Source organism: Mycobacterium aquaticum, from assembly GCF_002086485.1.
Lineage (GTDB): Bacteria > Actinomycetota > Actinomycetes > Mycobacteriales > Mycobacteriaceae > Mycobacterium > Mycobacterium aquaticum.
This window is the reverse complement of sequence record NZ_MVHF01000010.1, coordinates 179,222-197,981: the sequence shown is the minus strand read 5'-3', so window position 1 is coordinate 197,981 and position 18,760 is coordinate 179,222. Positions and strand designations below refer to the sequence as shown.

At 66.4% G+C, this 18,760-nt stretch carries 14 protein-coding genes; 11 read left to right on the top strand and 3 right to left on the bottom strand.

The annotated features are described in order from the left end of the window. The first annotated feature begins 396 nt into the window (after window positions 1-396). Genes BST13_RS13355 through BST13_RS13330 form a run of 6 tightly spaced genes read left to right on the top strand, consistent with a single transcriptional unit; the run spans window position 397 to window position 8,985 of the window. Window positions 397-2,514, top strand: coding sequence for an oxidoreductase (locus tag BST13_RS13355; protein ID WP_083164494.1), 2,118 nt, complete (start codon window positions 397-399; stop codon window positions 2,512-2,514). Between the two features lie 8 nt (window positions 2,515-2,522). Next, complete coding sequence (locus BST13_RS13350; RefSeq protein WP_083164493.1) at window positions 2,523-2,882, top strand: cupin domain-containing protein; 360 nt, start codon at window positions 2,523-2,525, stop codon at window positions 2,880-2,882. Between the two features lie 11 nt (window positions 2,883-2,893). Further along, window positions 2,894-4,375 (top strand): aldehyde dehydrogenase, encoded by a 1,482-nt coding sequence (locus BST13_RS13345; protein WP_425437015.1) that lies wholly within the window; start codon window positions 2,894-2,896, stop codon window positions 4,373-4,375. A 12-nt stretch (window positions 4,376-4,387) separates the two neighbouring features. Continuing rightward, window positions 4,388-5,782 carry a purine-cytosine permease family protein gene (locus tag BST13_RS13340; RefSeq protein ID WP_083164491.1) on the top strand — a complete coding sequence of 465 codons (1,395 nt, stop codon included), beginning with the start codon at window positions 4,388-4,390 and terminating at the stop codon, window positions 5,780-5,782. A 1-nt stretch (window position 5,783) separates the two neighbouring features. Beyond that, on the top strand, window positions 5,784-7,334 hold the full coding sequence (locus BST13_RS13335) for a GMC family oxidoreductase (RefSeq protein ID WP_083164490.1): 1,551 nt from the start codon (window positions 5,784-5,786) through the stop codon (window positions 7,332-7,334). 1 nt (window position 7,335) lies between these two features. Further along, window positions 7,336-8,985 (top strand): amidohydrolase, encoded by a 1,650-nt coding sequence (locus BST13_RS13330; protein ID WP_083164489.1) that lies wholly within the window; start codon window positions 7,336-7,338, stop codon window positions 8,983-8,985. On the opposite strand, the gene BST13_RS13325 is transcribed toward BST13_RS13330, so the two are convergent. Together BST13_RS13325 and BST13_RS13320 are read right to left on the bottom strand one after the other, a co-directional pair. Beyond that, complete coding sequence (locus BST13_RS13325; RefSeq protein ID WP_095533534.1) at window positions 8,982-10,268, bottom strand: HNH endonuclease signature motif containing protein; 1,287 nt, start codon at window positions 10,266-10,268, stop codon at window positions 8,982-8,984. The genes BST13_RS13330 and BST13_RS13325 overlap by 4 nt on opposite strands. A gap of 175 nt (window positions 10,269-10,443) precedes the next feature. Further along, window positions 10,444-11,880 carry an APC family permease gene (locus BST13_RS13320; RefSeq protein WP_083164487.1) on the bottom strand — a complete coding sequence of 479 codons (1,437 nt, stop codon included), beginning with the start codon at window positions 11,878-11,880 and terminating at the stop codon, window positions 10,444-10,446. A gap of 104 nt (window positions 11,881-11,984) precedes the next feature. Here BST13_RS13320 and BST13_RS13315 point away from each other — a divergent pair, with 104 nt between their 5' ends. Beyond that, window positions 11,985-13,181 (top strand): ROK family transcriptional regulator, encoded by a 1,197-nt coding sequence (locus BST13_RS13315; RefSeq protein WP_211296081.1) that lies wholly within the window; start codon window positions 11,985-11,987, stop codon window positions 13,179-13,181. Here BST13_RS13315 and BST13_RS13310 read toward each other — a convergent pair. Next, window positions 13,175-13,558: a hypothetical protein gene (locus BST13_RS13310; RefSeq protein WP_083164486.1), complete on the bottom strand. Its 384-nt coding sequence runs from the start codon at window positions 13,556-13,558 to the stop codon at window positions 13,175-13,177. The genes BST13_RS13315 and BST13_RS13310 overlap by 7 nt on opposite strands. Before the next feature lie 217 nt (window positions 13,559-13,775). Between BST13_RS13310 and BST13_RS13305 the strand changes: the two genes are divergently transcribed. The 4 genes from BST13_RS13305 (at window position 13,776) to BST13_RS13290 (ending at window position 18,757) form a co-directional block, all read left to right on the top strand. Continuing rightward, entirely contained in the window at window positions 13,776-14,651 is an 876-nt protein-coding gene (locus BST13_RS13305; protein ID WP_083164485.1) for a DUF732 domain-containing protein, read from the top strand. 48 nt (window positions 14,652-14,699) lie between these two features. Then, window positions 14,700-15,308 carry a TetR/AcrR family transcriptional regulator gene (locus BST13_RS13300; protein WP_083164484.1) on the top strand — a complete coding sequence of 203 codons (609 nt, stop codon included), beginning with the start codon at window positions 14,700-14,702 and terminating at the stop codon, window positions 15,306-15,308. 195 nt (window positions 15,309-15,503) lie between these two features. Then, window positions 15,504-15,905, top strand: a complete 402-nt coding sequence (locus BST13_RS13295; RefSeq protein ID WP_083164483.1) for an MmpS family transport accessory protein — start codon at window positions 15,504-15,506, stop codon at window positions 15,903-15,905. Further along, window positions 15,902-18,757, top strand: coding sequence for an MMPL/RND family transporter (locus BST13_RS13290; protein ID WP_083164482.1), 2,856 nt, complete (start codon window positions 15,902-15,904; stop codon window positions 18,755-18,757). The genes BST13_RS13295 and BST13_RS13290 overlap by 4 nt, the downstream gene beginning before the upstream one ends. Window positions 18,758-18,760 lie beyond the last annotated feature (3 nt).

Here is an 18,760-nt window from a genome sequence, read left to right as displayed (position 1 = left end):
CACATCATCGCGGCCACCACCCCCGACCCCCGGTAAGACATACCGAAGCCCCCGATCAACCGCTCAATTTCGCAACAGCCCGTTTTTTGCGTGCATAACTGGCCACTCGCGAACCGGGCTCCCCGAACTCCGCCTACGTAACACCGCGGTGATGTTCGGGCGGATTTCACGCCACTGCGTTACGCCCGCGGGTCGCAGTCATTGCCAGGTCGTCACCTGGCTTGGAGGGGGCGGGCACACAGCGGACTTCATCGGAAAATCAGATGCAAAACCGCTGAAACCACTAGTTGACCTCGGTTATGCGCGGCACAACGATGGCTAGTACCGGCGTGACCCAGCTCACGGCTCAGCTCCCGTCGCTATCGCGCCGCCTACACGAACTCTAGGAGTAGCTCCATGCGAGACCCCCGGTACGACATCCTGTTCGAGCCCGTACAGATCGGCCCGGTCACCGCGCGCAACCGCTTCTACCAGGTACCCCACTGCAATGGCATGGGCTACCGCGATCCGTCGGGTGAGGCGTATATGCGGCGGATCAAGGCCGAGGGCGGTTGGGCCGTGGTGTGCACCGAGCAGGTCGAGATCCACCCGACCTCCGACATCGGCCCGTTCATCGAACTGCGCCTGTGGGACGACCAGGACCTGCCCGCCGTGGCCCGGATCGCGGAGAAGATTCACGAGGGTGGCGCTCTGGCCGGAATCGAGCTGGCCCACAACGGTCTGAACTCGCCGAACCTGATCAGCCGGGAAGCCCCGCTGGGCCCGCAGAACCTGCCCGTGGTGTCGTGGAATTACGACCCGGTGCAGGCCCGCGAGATGACCAAGTCCGACATCGCCGATATGCGGTACTGGCACCGCGAAGCCGTCCGCCGGTCCCTGCAGGCCGAATACGACATCATCTACGTCTACGCCGGCCACGCCATCGGCGGCCTGCACCACTTCCTGTCCCGGCGCTACAACAACCGCACCGACGAATACGGCGGCAGCATCGAGAACCGGGCCCGCCTGCTGCGCGAGATCCTCGAGGACACCCGCGAGATGTGCGACGGCAAAGCCGCCGTCGCCTGCCGCATCTCGGTCGACGAGCTGCTCGGCGACGAGGGCATCACGCGCGCCGAGATCGAAGATGTCATCGGCATGCTCGGCGAGCACCCCGATCTGTGGGACTTCGTGTTGGGCAGCTGGGAGGACGATTCGGTGACCTCGCGCTTCGGCCCCGAGGCCGAACAGGAGCCCTACGTTCGCGGACTCAAGGCGTTGACCACCAAACCTGTTGTGGGCGTTGGTCGTTTCACCTCACCGGACATGATGGTGCACCAGGTGAAGAGCGGCGTGCTCGACCTGATCGGCGCGGCCCGGCCGTCCATCGCCGACCCGTTCCTGCCCAGCAAGATCGAGTCGGGCAACCTCGAGGACATCCGAGAGTGCATCGGCTGCAACATCTGTGTGTCCGGTGACTTCACCATGTCTCCCATCCGCTGCACCCAGAACCCCACCATGGGTGAGGAATTCCGCCGCGGCTGGCACCCCGAGAAGATCCGGGCCAAGGCCAGCGACGCCACGGTGCTCGTGGTCGGCGCCGGGCCGGCCGGGCTGGAAGCCGCCCGCTCGCTGGGCAACCGCGGCTACACCGTGAGCCTCGCCGAGGCCACCCGAACCCTGGGTGGACGCGTGGCCCGCGAATCCAGGCTGCCGAGCCTGTCCGCCTGGATCCGGGTCGTCGACTACCGCGAAACCCAGATCGCCAAGCTCGACAACGTCGAGGTCTTCATGCAGAGCGAGATGACCGCCGACGACATCATCGACAACGACTTCAACCACGTCGTCGTAGCCACCGGCGCGGGCTGGCGCAGCGACGGGGTCGGCCGCTGGCACACCACCCCGCTCGATATCGCCCAAGGCGCAGATGTTTTGAGCCCAGACGACATCATGGCGGGCACCCGCCCGCGTGGTCGCCGCGTCGTGGTGTTCGACGATGACCACTACTACATGGGCGGCGTGATCGCGGAGCTGCTCGCCAAGGAGGGCCTCGAGGTCATCCTGATCACGCCCGCAGCGCACGTATCGCAGTGGACCACCAATACTTTGGAGGTCGCGCGGATCCGCAAGCGCGTGATCCGGGCCGGCATCGACGTGCGCACCAACACCGCGGTCACCGCCGTAACCGCCGACGGGGTGCGCACCGCGTGTGTCTACACCGGCGACGAGGGCAGCGTGAGTGCCGACTCGGTGGTCATGGTGACCGCGCGGCTCCCCCACGACGGCCTCTACCAGGAGCTGTTGAGCCGCGAAAGCGAATGGGCCGCAGCAGATCTGCGCAGCGTGCGCGCCATCGGCGACGTGTGGGCGCCCGCCACCATCGCCGCTGCCGTCTGGTCGGGACATCGCTATGCCGAAGAACTCGACGAACCGCAGTCTCTGGGCCCAGTGCCGTACCTCCGCGAAACCGCAGAACTCGCTGTCGAACCTGTCGTCTATCTACCGATCACGCCGGTCGTCCCGGCCAACGCATAAGGAGCAAGATGCCTGCCCTGATCCCCTCCGGCCCCGAAGCCGTCGCCACCATGACGCCCAGCAGCTACGTCACCGCCGAAACCCTCCGCGAGGGCAACCCTGCCGAAACCGAGGCCGTGCATCTCGCCAGCTCCGACGAGAAGTTCACCGTCGGGTCCTGGCGAGCCGAGCCCTACGCCGAGTTCATCGAGAGCTACCCGGGCGACGAGTACACCCGGGTTCTGGAAGGCTCGATCACCTTGACCGGTGACGACGGCGTCGCCCACACCTTCGGCCCCGGCGACTCCTTCACGCTGACCAAGGGCTGGCGCGGCGAGTATCGCGTGACCGAGCCGCTGGTCAAGCAGTTCGCCATCTACGTCCCCTGAGAGGTATGCACATGACCACGCTCGACGACTGGACCCGCCTCGCCGGTGAGATCACGCCGCGCACCGAGGTTTTCATCGACGGCAAATACCGGCCCGCGGTCTCCGGCGAGACGTTCGACTCGATCAACCCCGCCACCGGAGAACTGATCGCGCCGGTGGCGTCGGGCGACACCGAGGACGTCGACGCGGCCGTCGCCTCGGGACGCGCCGCGTTCGATTCGGGTGTCTGGTCGCGCGCCTCGGCGTCACACCGCAAGCGGGTGCTTCGGCAGCTCTCCGAGTTGATCGTCGAACACGCCGAAGAACTCGCGCTGCTGGATTCGATGGACATGGGCAAGCTGGTCTCCGAGGCCCACACCGTCGACGTGCCCTCAGCTGCAGAGCTTTTCGCGTTCTACGGCGAGTCGCTCGACAAGCAGGGTGGCGAGATCGCGCCCACCGAGCCGGGCAACCTCGCGCTGGTCACCCGTGAGCCGCTGGGCGTCATCGGCGCCGTCACACCGTGGAACTTCCCGTTGGACCTGGCGGTGTGGAAGGTGGCTCCCGCCCTGGCAGCGGGGAACTCGGTGGTGCTCAAGCCCGCCGAACAAGCGCCGCTCTCGTCGGTGCGACTCGCCGAGCTGGCCGTGGCAGCCGGTGTGCCCGAAGGCGTGTTCAACGTCGTTCCGGGCCTCGGCCCCACCGCCGGGGAAGCCCTCGGCCGGCACCCCGACGTCGATGTCATCGCATTCACCGGGTCCACCGAAACCGGCAAGCGGTTCCTGCGCTACGCCGCGGATTCCAATGCCAAGCAGGTCTGGCTGGAGTGCGGCGGCAAGAGTCCCAATGTAGTGTTCGCCGATGCCGACCTGGACGCCGCGGTGGAGAAGGCGATCTTCGGCGCGTTCTACAACCAGGGCGCGGTGTGCTCGTCGAATTCCCGCCTGCTGCTGCACGAATCGATCGCCGACGAGTTCCTCGCCGAGCTCGTGAAGCGCACGGCCGAGGTACGGCCGGGCAATCCGCTGGATCCGGCGTCCACCCTGGGTGCCCTCGTCGACGAACAGCACACCCAGCGCGTCGTGGGATTCATCGACAGGGCCCGCGCAGACGGCGAGATCGTCACCGGAGGGACCCGCGAAACCGTCGATGGCCGTGGTTGTTTCGTTGCTCCGACCATCGTCGCGAAGCTCGCGCCGACGGCCGAGCTCGTCACCGAGGAGGTCTTCGGCCCCGTGCTGGCAGTACAGACCTTCTCCGACGAGGCAGAGGCGATCGCGATGGCCAACAACACCATCTACGGCTTGGCCGCCTCGGTGTGGACCCGTGACCTGTCCCGCGCCCACCGCGTCGCTGCGGCGCTGCGCGCAGGCACCGTCTCAGTGAACACGGTCGACGCGCTGAGCCCCCAGACCCCCTTCGGGGGATTCAAGCAGTCCGGATTCGGTCGCGATCTGTCCCTGCACGCGCTCGACAAGTACACCGGCCTGAAAACCACCTGGATCGCGCTGTAGATAGGGAGTCCCATGAACGACAAAGCGCCGGTGTCCGCACCCGTGGAACAGCGGACCATCGAACACGTCCCGGTCGACGAACGCCACGGCCGCGCCCGTGACCTGTTCACCGTTTGGTTCGGTTCCAACATCATGTTGCTGACCATCATCACCGGCGCGCTGGCCACCACGGTGTTCGGCCTGCCGTTGTGGGCCGGCGCGTGCGCGATCATCCTGGGCAATGTCATCGGCGGTGTGGTGATGGCACTGCACGCCGCCCAGGGACCGCAGATGGGCGTGCCCCAGATGCTGCAGACCCGCGCCCAGTTCGGCTCGTACGGAAGCCTTCTCGTGGTGGTGCTGGTGGTCTTCATGTACCTGGGCTTCTTCGCGTCCAACGCGGTGCTCGGCGGCCAGGCGCTGGCCAAGGTCACCGGGCTGCCCACCAACTGGTCCATCACGATCATCGGGCTGATCAGCGTGGTGGCCACCATCGTGGGTTATCGGCTCATCCACCGAGTCACCGCGTTCCTGTCCGTGGTTGCCGGCGGGGCGCTGGTCGTGGCGTTCATCTGGATGGTCGGCGTCAACGGCGTGCCCGGTGGCACCTGGCACACCAGCGGATACAGCTGGGCCGGTTTCATGGCGACGCTGTCGGTGGCCGCACTGTGGCAGATCGCCTACGCGCCCTACGTTTCCGACTACACCCGGTACATGCCCAAGGACACCGGACAGCGTGCCGCGTTCTGGGGAACCTACGCCGGTTGCGTGCTGGGCTCGGTGCTGCCCATGTTGCTCGGCGTGCTCGTCGGCGCTGCGTTGCCCTCCGACGAGACCCTCGAAGGACTCTCGACGCTGACGCGCGGCGTGAGCACAGGCGTGTTCGCGATCTTCGCCATCGGCATCACCGCGACGAACGCCATGAACCTCTACTGCGGCGCACTCTCGACGATCACGGTGGGGCAGAACCTGTTCCCGCGGTGGCGCCCCGGTGCAGGCAGCCGCGCCGTGACCGCGATCGTGTTGTTCGTCATCGCGATCATCCCCGCTCTGGTAAGCGCCGACGACTTCCTGGCCAACTACGCGAACTTCCTGGCGTTGCTGTTGTGCGTGCTGATCCCGTGGACCGCCGTCAATCTCGTCGACTACTACCTGCTGCGCCACGGCGTCTACGACATCGACTCGCTGTTCGAACGCGACGGCGGCCGGTACGGCAAGTTCAATTGGATCGCGATCGCGTGCTACTTCATTGGCATCGCCGTACAGATCCCGTTCCTCTCGACGACGTTGTTCACCGGATTCGCGGCCAAAGCTCTTGGTAACGTCGATATCTCGTGGATCGTCGGCCTGGCAGTCATCTGCCCGCTCTACTACGTTTTGATGCGGCCGAAGGTGGCCGCCCTGGCCGCGCAGCCGGCGGTGGCCTGATATGGCCGATTACCTGATCGTCGGCGGCGGCACCGCGGGATGCATTGTGGCATCACGTCTCTCGGAGGATCTCGACGTCACGGTCACAGTGCTCGAAGCGGGCCCCTCTGACAAGGACGAGCCCCGGGCCCGGGACATCCGGCGGTGGGCGCAGATGCTGGAAAGCGAATACGACCTCGACTACCGCAGTGTGACGCAGGAGCGCGGTAACTCGGGCATCCGGCAGGCCAGGATGCAGATCCTCGGGGGCTGCTCGACCGCCAACACGATGATCACCTGGCGGCCACTGGCTGCTGACCTCGACGAATGGGCCGCGATGGGCGTCACAGGGTGGGATACCGCAGCGGTGCACGACGCGTTCGACCGGATCCTGGCGCCGGTCGAACCGGTCGCCGACAAGGACCGCAACCCGTACGTCAGCGATGTGGTGGACTCCGCCCGGCGGGCGCTGGGCCTGCCCGCCCGCCGGGCCTGGAACTCCGATCCCGACTTCGCCACCACCGGTGTCGGAGCCGGATTCTTCGAGATCGGCTACACCCCGGCCAGTCACCTGCGCTCTTCCACCTCGGTGCACTACCTGCACGACGCCATCGCCGACCGCGACAACCTCGTTGTCGAGCACGGCCAACACGCCGAACGTCTGATCATCGAAGGCGGCAGGGCCGTCGGGGTCCTCACCCGTGACGCTGACGGCAACCGTCGTGAGTTCCGGGCCGACCGCGAAGTCATCGTGTGCTGCGGTGCCATCGATTCACCAAAGCTGCTGCAGCTGTCGGGAATCGGCCCCGCGGACGTACTCGCCGCTGCCGGTGTGACCACCGTGGTGGAGTCCCCGGGCGTCGGTGAGAACCTGATGGACCATGCCGAGGGCCTCATCGTCTGGGAGGCCGGCGCCGATGTCCCCGATACCTGCGCCACCGGATGGGACGCCGGGGCCGCGGTGCGGTTGTCGGAGGACAGCCCGGCGCGGCCCGAGGTGCTGATGCACTTCCCCGTCGAGGCTGTCGCCGACCATGCCGTCACGTACGGCGTCGAGATGCCCGAGCGCATCGTCTCGATCACACCCAACGTCGCGAAACCCAGCAGCCGCGGGCGGGTGTGGATCACGTCATCCGATCCCGCAGAAAGCCCGTCGATCGACTACCGCTACTTCACCGATCCCGACGGTCACGACGAGGCAGTCCTGATCGCCGGGATCCGATTGGCCCGTCGCATCGCAGCGACCGAGCCGATGGCCAACTGGCTTGTCCGCGAAGTCTTTCCCGGCCCGGACGCCCAGTCGGACGAGGAGCTGTCCGAAGCACTGCGCGCCACCCATCAGACGGTGTACCACGTGTCGGGCACGTGCCGCATGGGCGCCGACGACGACCCCATGGCGGTGTGCGATTCCCGGCTGCGGGTGCGCGGCGTGGACGGACTGCGTGTCGTCGACGCATCAGTGTTCCCGACGATCCCTTCGGTCAACCCGGTGGGCACCATCATGGCGGTCGCCGAGCACGCCAGCGCCATGGTGCTCGCCGACCGGCAGCCGCTCACCGCAGAGCGGGCGTGACATGTTCGCCGACCGCATCTTCACGAACGCCGCCGTGTTCCAGCCTGCCGGCGCGGAACCGGCCGACACCGTGGCGATCCAGGGCGACACCATCGTCGCCGTGGGCCGCGGCGTCGACCGCGATCTGGTCGGAACCCACACGGACATCACCGACCTGGGCGGCACAAGTCTCTTGCCGGGGTTCGTCGACGCGCATGCGCATCCGGTAGCCGCCGGCATGGCGGCGCTGCGGTGTGACCTGTCCGGTCTGGCGCACGACCGTCAGGCCTACCTGGCCGCGATCGGCGAGTACGCCGCACGCCATCCCGGCGAATCCGTGATCGCCGGGGCCGGCTGGTACGGCGACGCCTTTCCCGACGGGTTTCCCACCCGCCACGACATCGACGCCGTGGTCTCTGATCGGCCCGTCATCCTGACCAGCCACGACTATCACGGCGCGTGGGTCAATACCCGTGCGCTGGAGTTGGCCGGGATCACCTCGGGCACAGCGGATCCCGCCGGTGGACGGATCATCAGGGATCACGCGGGCGAACCGACCGGGGTGCTGTTGGACCGCGGCGGTGACGCCGTCAACGCGCTGATCCCCGAAGTGACGCCGCAGTTCATGCGCCAGGCACTGCTGGAGGCGCAACGCCGCCTGCACTCCGTAGGGGTGACGGGTTGGCAGGACGCTGCCGTAGGCGCCGAGTTCTTCGGCTTGAAGGACAATTTCGCGACCTATGTCGACGCCGACGAAGCAGGCGAGCTGACAGCCCGGGTGGTCGGCGCACTGTGGTGGGAGGCCGAGCAGGGTGCCGAACAGCTCGATGGCCTGTGCGCTCGGCGCGGTCTGGCCGGCCATTCCCGTTTCACCGCAAGCATGGTCAAAGTCATGCAGGACGGCATCTGCGAGAACTGCACGGCCGCCATGCTGGCGCCGTACCGTGCCGTGGCCGGTCACGACATCCCCAGCGGGCAGTCGTTCATCGACCCCGAGGACCTGCACAAGGTGACGGCGTTGCTGGCCAGCGAACGGTTCGGCATCCACATGCACGCCGTCGGCGACCGGGCCGTGCGGGAATGCCTCGACGCCCTCGAGCACGCCATCGCCAGTCACCCGAAGTTCAACGCCCGCCATCAGATCGCCCACCTGGATGTGGTTGACCCCCAGGATATTCCGCGGTTCGGCCAGCTCGGCGTCATCGCCAACATCCAGGCCCTGTGGGCCCGCCGCGACAAGGAGATCGTCGAACGCAAGCTGCCGCTACTTGGCCCCGAGCGTGAACCGTGGCACTTCCCGTTCGGGTCGATCCGACGTCACGGCGGCACCCTGGCGATGGGCAGCGACTGGCCGGTGACGGACCCGAATCCGTTGTGGGCCATCCATACCGCGGTACACCGCACCGGCACGCATGCCGATCCACACGCGATCGGCGACGGTGTCTTCGACATCCCTCTGCAAGCGCAAGAAGGCATCTCACTGCGGTCGGCGATCGACGCCTACACCGCAGGGTCCGCCCACGCCAACGGTCAGGACCGGACCGGTCGCATCGCGGAGGGCATGCTGGCCGACCTCGTGGTCCTCGACCGCGATATCTTCACCGCCGAGGACGTCGGGACTCTGCGCGCAGTCGAGACCATCGTTGGCGGAAAGACCGTCTACCGAGGTTAATTGGGCGATGGTGGTGGTGGCTCGGGTTGGAAGGGGGTGTACCACCACCAGTCGGCGCGTTCGCCGGTCGGCCCCCGATAGGGCGGCACCTGGGGTGGGGGTGTGGTCGGTGGCCGGGCCAGCGAACCCGGGTGCAGTTCTCGGCCGGTGGCGTCGGTGACCTTGAGTTGGTCAGCGGGGCCGGTGATGGTGATGCCGCCCTTGTGGTGCAACCGGTGGTGGTAGGGACACAGCAAGACCATGTTGTCCAGCTCGGTGGGGCCACCGTCCTCCCAATGCCGCAAGTGGTGCGCATGTAGGCCGCGGGTGGCTCCGCAGCCCGGGACTGCGCAGCAGCGGTCGCGGTGCTCCAGAGCGCGGCGCAGCCGGCGGTTGACGGTGCGGGCGGCACGCCCCGCGCCGATGGGTTGCCCGTGGCGTTCGAACCACACTTCGCACGTGGCGTCACAGGTCAGGTAGCGGCGCTCCTCGTCGGTGAGCACGGGGCCCAGATGCAGGGCGGCGACGGGTTTCTCGCCATCTTTGTCGAGATCGACGTGGACGACGACGGTGGTGTGCTGGCCGTGCGGGCGGCGCGTCGCGTCGGCATCCCACCCGGCCTCCACGAGGCTCATGAACGCGTCCACAGCATTCGGGAAGGGTGGTGCCTGTTCCGATACCTGGTCCCCTTCGTCGTCGGCGCGTTTCCACGCCGCGATCAGCGCCTCCTGGTGTGAGCGCATCCCGACGTCGAGTTTCGCTGCTTCCAGCCGGGGCAGGGTGATCTGGTAGGTGGTGCTGTCGTCGTGCTCGATTTTGGTGAACGACCGTTTCGGCTCCACAGCCGGCTCGGCTTCGGCGTCGGGTTCAGGTTCGGGGCGGGGTTCCAGTTTGACCGCGGTGCGTAATTGGGCCACGGTGGCGACCGCGGCCAGCTCGGCAAAGTGCGCGTCGGAGCCGTCGGCGGCGCGTTCGGCGATCACCCCGACCTGATCGAGTGACAACCGGCCCTCCCGCAGGGCCTGGGTGCAGAGGGGGAATTCCTCGGCGCGTCGCGCCACCGCCACGATCGTGTCGGCGTTGTTCGGGGTGACACCGGTTTTCCAGGCCACCAACGCCGTGATCGAGCGGGCCCCGGTGGCCCCACACAATTCGTCGCGCTCCAGTTCGGCGACAATGTCGACGGTGCGTCCGTCGATCGCGTTGCGCTGCCCGCACAACTCCGACAATTCGTCGATCAACACCTCCAACCGCTGCGCGGGACTGACCGCGTCAGCGTCGAAAAGTTTTGCGCCCGATGGCATGACACCCATTATTGCACTCAGGTCCGACAAGTTTCCTCGGCCCGAAACCATTCGTGCGCAACCTGATCGAGTGACACGTCTCACCGTTGACCCTGCGGTGGGGGCGTTGGTTTCTCGCGATTTTGCGCCGTGGACGCAGAGTCAGTGTGCTAACTAGCCTGGATCGGCGGGTGCGCTACGGAGCCCTTTCCTCAGGTGTCGACGCGAAGCCCTCGTGAATTGGCTTGGGGCCGAACGGCCAGGTTTTCTCGGTGCGCGCGTAGACCAGAAAACCGATGGCCCCCAGGATCATCCAGCCGATCGACAAACCGATCGACTGCCACGTCGACGATACGTAGATGTAAACCCAGCCGACGAGGGCGACCAGAGTCGGCAGCGGGTAGAGCCACTGCCGGTAGGGACGCTTCAGGTCGGGCTGCCTGCGCCGCAGTACGACGATGGCGGCTACCTGGGCCAGGGACTGGACGATGACCAGCGTCGCGACAGCGGCGTTGATGACCACGGTGAGCGAGAACAGCGTCCCCACAAGGGTTATGGCCGTCATGGTCACGACGCCGGCGGTCGGCAGCCGCAGCTTCGGATGCACCCGCCCGAAGACCGGCAGGAATACGTGGTCGCGCGCCGCTTCGAAAGGCACCCGGGATCCGCCGAGGAGCCCGGCATACACCGATCCGACGGCCGCGATGACGATCAGTGCCGTCACCACCTGCGCCGCGGTCGCACCCCAGGAGTTCTCCAGCACAGTCGAAGCCACAGACGTCGCGCTCTTCAATTCCTCGAGCGGAATTGCTCCGAGCACACCGATCTGCATCAGCAGGTACAGACCCGCGATGCCCAGGATCGAGATGATGATCGATCGCGGAATCGTCCGGCCGGGGTCGACGACCTCACCGCCGAGATATGCACTCGTGTTGTATCCGAGGTAGTCGTAGATCGCGATGATCAGCCCCGCACCGAGTCCGGCCCAGAACGCGCCGCCGGACTGAAATGCCCCCGGCGTGAACGCGAATGCCTGCGTGTGGTCGAAATGACTGAATGCCGCGACGATCGTGGCGAGCACCGCCAGGAGCATGACGACGAACAGTCCTGTGGTGAGCTTCCCGATCTCTCCGATCCGTCGGAACAGCGCAGCACCGACGAGCAGCGTGATGACCGCACCGATGACGTGGCCGAGCACGGTGAGGCCGCCGTCGGCGACAACTCCAGGAAGCAGGTAGCCGAGGTATTGGACAAGCCCGATCACCCCGGTCGACATGATCAACGGGATGAACAGCACAGCGCTCCAGACGAACAGGAACGGCATGAGCCGGCCCGTCCGGTATTGAAAGGCCTCGCGCAGATAGATGTACGTTCCGCCGGCTCCCGGCATCGCTGCGCCCAACTCGGCCCAGATCAATCCGTCTGCCACGGCGAGCACGGCGCCGATCAGCCATCCGAACATCGCTTGCGGGCCGCCCATGGTCGCCACCATCGCCGGGATGGTGACAAACGGCCCGATGCCGCACATCTGGGTCATGTTGATCGCGGTCGCCTGCAGCGGGCCGATCTTGCGTTCCAGATCGGGCGAGGGCGTGGCCGGAGCGTTCACGTGATAACCGGGATTCGAAGTCATTGTCAACCTCCGCGCTAAGTGTTAGTAAAGTTTCTTAACACATAGAATCTGTCGGGGGAAGATCCCAGATTGGGCCGTCGCCACACGAGATGGAGAATCTGCACGTGACGAGCAACAGCGGACGTGAGATAGGCACACCCGCACACATGCGGGCACTGAATCAGCGTCTGATTCTCAGCCGCCTCAGTGAGCACGGCGAGGCGAGCCGGCCGCAGTTGGCCGCCGCCACCGGACTGTCGAAGCCGACCGTGGGACAGGCATTGGCGGACCTTGAGGCGCAGGGCCTCGTGCGGCCGGCCGGGATGGGCCCGTCGAAACCCGGACGTGCGCCCGTGGTGTACGAAATCGTCTCGGATGCAGGACATGTCGTCGGTATCGATATCGGCAGACAGCAGATTCGGGTCGCTGTCGCAGATCTGGCGGGACACATCGTGGCGCGCATCGACGAACCCAACAGGTGCCGTTCGGGCTCAGCGCTGCTGCGCACAGTGCTCACCTGCTCCGAGCGTTGTGTCGCGAAAGCCGGCCTTGCCGCCGAGGATGTCGTCGTCACCGTCGTCGGCACCCCAGGCGTACCGGACCTGGAAGACGGAACGGTGCGTCGCGCTCCGAATCTCCCGGGCTGGGAGCGGCGGGGCCTGCTGCACGAGCTCATCGCCGGCCTGGATCACAGCGGTTCGATCGTGATGGTCGAGAACGATGCCAATCTCTGCGCGGCAGGCGAGCATGCGGCAGGTGCTGCCGTCGGGGTGGACACGTTCGCCTGCCTGACCGTCGGCACCGGCCTGGGCATGGGGTTCGTGCTGGACGGGCAGATCTACCGCGGCACCCGCGGTGCGGCCGGTGAGATCTCGGATCTGGCGTTCAAGGTGAGCGGTACGCCGGGACCGGCATCGGCGGAGGCCGCCGTGGCGGGGCAGGCCGTGGTGGCGGCCGCCCACGACGCCGGTCTGACCGACGTCCGAAGTGCCAAGGCCGTCTTCGAGCTGGCTCGCTCAGGCGACCCGGTGGCCCTCGAAGTGGTTGCGCAAGAGACGATTCGGCTGGCTTTCGTGGTGTCGGCGATCATCGCGATCCTGGATCCGTCGCTGATCATCCTGGCCGGCGGCATCGGCAGCAACGCGGACCTGCTCGCGGCACCCATCCGCACGGCGCTGGCCGCCACCACTCCGGTGATCCCCGAGATCGTCGCCGGTCAGCTGGGCGAGGATGCGGTGTTGACGGGGGCGATCGCCACCGGCCTCGCCACCGCGCAGGAGTTGGTCTTCGACACGCGCACGACCAACGCGACCAATCAGTAGCCGATCTCGTCGCAGATCGGCGGGATGATGATCAACGAGCCGCGCGGGGTGCAGAACGGGTGCGGAGGCGCCGGAGGCGGAGGCGGCGGTGGGGTGAGCATCGGCGCCGGCCCGTCGGCGGAGATGAAGCTGTCCAGGGGGTTGCCTTTCAGGTCGACCATCCGCACGTTGCCCTGGCCGAACGGGACGATGTACCACGTGTGGCAAACACTCATATCCCACTGAAGGTTGTTGAACGGCAACGCCTGGCCCGGGCACCAACTGTGCGGCTCAGCGGGAAACGGGTCTGCTTGGGCGGCACCCGCATTCAGCGCCAGGCCGGCCGTCACGGCGCCCGTCATGACCGCGGTCGCCGCGAGCCGTGCAACTCGATTCATCGTCAGATCCTTTCGTCGGGCGCCGCGCCGCGGCTTTGCCTGCACATCCAGTACAGGGCGTCACCGCAGCTACCGATCCCAACAATGATCCGGGCGTTTTTCGCCGGCCGGGCGGGATTCGCCGATGTGGGTCACAGTTCCGCGCGAATCAGCCCCGCCCGCACTCGAATCGGATCTGACCGACATATAACAGTAGTGATGATGAATTGCGGATCCGATGAACTGCCCGTTCTGCGGTGCTGAAGTCGACCGCAGCGGCACGTGCGATCGCTGCGGTCGAGTGCAGGAGTCCACGTCGCCGACAGGATGGCGGCCGGATCCCACGGCGCGCCACGAAGGCCGGTACTACGCCGCAGGTCACCCAACGAACCGCGTCCGCGACGGCCGGGCCCAATCGTCGGACCCCGATGGCGGCCGGATGCTGCCGGACTACGTCGAGCTGCCCGCCTCCCGATCGAGCATCCGCTCGACGTGGCTGGGAACAGGCGCCGCGACAGTCATCCTCGTCATGGTGGCGGTGGTCGCCTGGGTGCTGTTGATGGCCGCTCGCCGCCCACCTCCCCCGCCGGAAACCGGGTATCTCTCGGCGCTCAAGGAAGCAGGTTTGACCAACCAGTTCAACTCCGACGCCAACGCCGTCGCGCACGGGCATCAGGTCTGTCGTCAGCTCGAAGACGGCGGGCCACAGCAAGGCGTGCCCGCCGACAAGATCGCCGTCGACTCGTTCTGCCCACAGTTCACCCAAGGCTTCCACATACTCGACAGCGCAACGGTCTCAGGCATTTTCGTGGTGACCGACAGCGCGGGCGTGGACGCGATCACGTCTGACGGCGCAACGTGCCAAGGCGCCAACGGGTACTCCGACGTCGGCCGTGACACGCAAGTCATCGTGAAGAACGGCAAGGGCGAGATCCTTGCCACGACCGCGCTGGGTCAGGGTAAAGGCAACAGCGCCAACTGCACCTTCTCGTTCAGCTTTCCCGTCACCGAAGGCCAGGACCGCTACGTCGTCTCGGTCGGTCGCCGCGGCGAGTTCAGCTACAGCTTCGGCCAGCTGCGGGCCCAGGGCGTCCAGATCCACCTCGGCCACTGATTCGTTCCCGCACAGTACGGTCCTGGACCGTACCGTTCCGGTCGATCTATGGTGGGCGCTGTGCCCGGGACCGTCGACTTCGCCACGCAATCCTCGCCGTGGTCGCCGCGTGAAGCAGAGCTGCTCGCCATCACGCTGCGGCTGCTGCAGGAGCACGGCTACGACCGACTGACCGTGGACGCCGTGGCCGCCACCGCCCGCGCGAGCAAGGCCACGGTGTACCGGCGCTGGCCTTCGAAGGGCGAATTGGTACTGGCGGCCTTCATCGAGGGCATCCGCCAGGTCGCCGTCCCGCCAGAAACCGGCTCACTGCGCGGGGACCTGCTGCGCGTGGGTCAGGTGATCTGCGAACAGGCCCACCAGCACGGCACCACCATCCGGGCGGTGCTCGCCGAGGTGTCCCGCGACCCCGCTCTGAGCGATGCGATGCAGCACCAGTTCCTCGATCAGCGCAAAGCCATGCTCGAGCTGATCCTGCGACAGGCTGTCGAGCGCGGCGAGATCAGCGAATCCGTGATCAGCGACGAACTGTGGGATCTGATGCCGGGCTACCTGATCTTCCGGTCCATCATCCCGAACCGGCCCCCCACCGCGGAGACGGTGCAGGCCCTCGTCGACAACGTCATGATCCCGAGCCTCACTCGCCCGGTCGAGTAACACCGCGCCGGCGTCGAAATCGCCGCTGAAACCCTCTTGCCCACGGCAGTCCTGTACCGTACCGTACCGTTCAGAGAGCGGTTGTTTCCCACCGCGCGGAAAGGACCCCCTCCAACCCCAGCCATCGCGTCCCGGTTATCGAAAGGCGAACGGGTGCGGACACTTTCGATTGGCAGCTCGGTCAGGCGGGGTTGGATGCTGGTGGTCGCACTCGGGGTCGTCGCCGTCGCCGCATTCTCCGTATACCGATTGCACGGCGCTTTCGGCGGTGTACGCACAGGCACCCCCAGCGACCTATCGAGCGAGATCGTTCCGTTCAACCCCAAGCATGTGGTCCTTGAGGTCTTCGGTCCGCCGGGAACCGTGGCGTCGATCAACTACCTGGACGTCCACGCCCAACCACAGCGCGTCGACGACGCCCCGCTGCCGTGGTCCTACGACACCACCACCACCGATCCCGCGGTGTTCGTCAACATCCAGGCCCAGGGTGACAGCGATTCGATCGGCTGCCGGATCACCATCGACGACGCGGTCAAAGACGAGAGATCGGTCAACACCGTGAACGCCTACACCTACTGCCTGGACAAATCCGGATGAGCGGCCAGAGGGTGGCCAAGACGATCCGACGGCTTTCGGTGCCGATCGTGTTGTTCTGGCTGGCCGTCGCGGCCATCACCAATGTGCTGGTGCCGCAGCTGGAAGTGGTCGGCGAGGCCCACAACGTCGCACTGAGTTCGCCAGACGCGCCGTCGCTGCAGGCGTTCAAACGCATCGGCCAAGTCTTCGGCGAGTTCGATTCCGACAGCGCGGCCATGATCGTGCTTGAGGGCGACAAGCCGCTCGGCGCAGACGCCCACGCCTACTACGACACCCTGGTTCAGCGAATATCGCAGGACCACAAGCACGTCCAGCACATCCAGGACTTCTGGGGCGATCCGCTGACGGCTGCGGGCTCACAGAGCCCCGACGGCAAGGCCGCCTACGTCCAGGTGTTCCTCGCGGGCAACCAAGGCGAGGCGCTCTCCCTGGAGTCGGTCAACGCGGTTCGCGACATCGTCAACCACACACCGGCCCCGCCGGGTGTCAAGGCCTACGTCACCGGTGCGGCACCACAGGTTGCCGACCAATTCGAAGTCGGCAACGAAGGCACCACCAAGGTCACGCTGCTGACCATCCTGGTCATCGCGATCATGCTGCTGCTGGTCTACCGCTCGGTGGTCACCATGATCCTGGTGCTGATCACCGTGCTCATCGAGATGGCCGCCGCCCGCGGCATCGTTGCCTTCCTGGCCGATACCGGAATCATCGGTCTGTCAACGTATTCCACCAATCTGCTGACGCTGCTGGTGATTGCCGCAGGCACCGACTACGCGATATTCCTCCTCGGCCGCTACCACGAGGGCCGCAGCGCCGGGGAGGACCGCCAGACCGCGTACCTCAACATGTACAGCGGCACCGCCCACGTGGTCCTCGGCTCGGGCCTGACGGTCGCCGGCGCGGTCTTCTGCCTGAGCTTCACGCGCCTGCCCTACTTTCAGAGCCTCGGTATTCCGGCCGCGATCGGTGTACTGGTAGCCCTCGTTGCGGCCCTCACCCTGGCACCGGCGGTGCTGACACTCAGCAGCCAGGTCGGGCTGCTGGAGCCCAAACGCAGTACCCGCACGCGCGGATGGCGACGGATCGGCACCGCCATCGTGCGCTGGCCCGGCCCCATCCTGGTGGTGACGATCGGGGTGGCCCTGATCGGTCTCGTGGCCCTACCTGGTTACAAGACCAGCTACGACGTCGGCTCCTACATGCCCGCGAGCGCCCCGTCCAATGTCGGATACACGGCGGCCGAACGCCACTTCTCGAAAGCCCGGCTCAACCCGGAGCTGCTGATGATCGAGTCCGACCACGATTTGCGGGACCCGGCCAACATGATCCTGCTGGAGCGCGTCGCCAAGGCGGTGTTCCACACCCCCGGCGTCGCGCAGGTGCAGTCCATCACCCGTCCGCTGGGCACGCCGCTGGACCACAGCTCGATACCGTTCCAGATCAGTGCCCAGAGCGCCGCACAGATCCAGAATCTGACGTATCAACAGGACCGCGCCCGTGATCTGCTCAAGCAGGTCGGTGAGATCGACAAGACCATCGGCATCTTGCGCCAGCAGTATGCCTTGCAGCAGCAGAGCGCGGCCGCGACCCACGACCAGGTCGAAGCGTTCCACCAAACCGTCGTCGTGACACAAGATCTGCGAGACAAGATCGCCAACTTCGATGACTTCTTCAGACCCCTGCGCAACTACTTCTATTGGGAGCCGCACTGTTTCGACATCCCCATGTGCGCTGCGCTGCGGTCGCTCTTCGACGCGCTCGACGGGATAGACGCGCTCACCGACCAGTTGGGAAATGTCACGGCCAGTCTGGACAAGCTGGACCAGCTGCAGCCGAAACTGCTGGCGCTGATCCCGCCGCAGATCGCCAGCCAGCAGACCAACCGTGACCTGACGATGACGAACTACGCCACGCAGTCGGGCATTTATGACCAGACTGCCGCGGCGCTTCAGAACGCCACCGCGCTGGGCCAGGCCTTCGATGCCGCGAAGACCGACGATTCGTTCTACCTGCCGCCCGAGGTGTTCACCAACCCCGAATTTCAGCGCGGCCTGAAGCTGTTCCTCTCCCCGGACGGCAAGGCCGCCCGCATGATCATCACCCACGACGTCGATCCCGCCACGCCGCAAGGGATCTCGCACATCGCCGCGATCCGGCACGCGGCAGCGGAAGCCGTGAAGGGCACGCCGCTGGCCGGGTCGCACATCTACATCGGCGGAACCGCCGCGACCTACAAAGACATTCAGGACATGGCCAAGTACGACCTGATGATCGCAGGCATCTCGGCGCTGAGCCTGATCCTGCTCATCATGATGCTGATCACCCGCAGCCTGGTAGCCGCGTTGGTCATCGTCGGCACCGTGGCCTTGTCACTGGGCGCGTCGTTCGGACTCTCGGTGCTCGTCTGGCAGGACATCCTCGGCATCCCGCTGTACTGGGTTGTGTTGGCGCTGGCCGTGATTCTGCTGCTGGCCGTGGGCTCGGACTACAACCTGCTGCTGATATCTCGATTCAGAGAAGAGGTCGCGGCAGGGCTCAACACCGGCATCATCCGCGCGATGGCCGGCACCGGCGGGGTCGTCACCGCGGCCGGCCTGGTGTTCGCATTCACCATGGCGTCGTTCGCGTTCAGCGATCTGCGGGTGCTCGGTCAGATCGGCACCACGATCGCGCTGGGCCTGCTGTTCGACACGCTGATCGTGCGCTCGTTCATGACGCCGTCCATCGCTGCACTGCTCGGCCGGTGGTTCTGGTGGCCGCAGCGGGTGCGCCCGCGGCCCGCCAGCCGGATGCTGCAGCCGTACGGCTCACGTCCTGCCGTGCGCCAGTTGCTGTTGTGGGACGACGAATAGCCT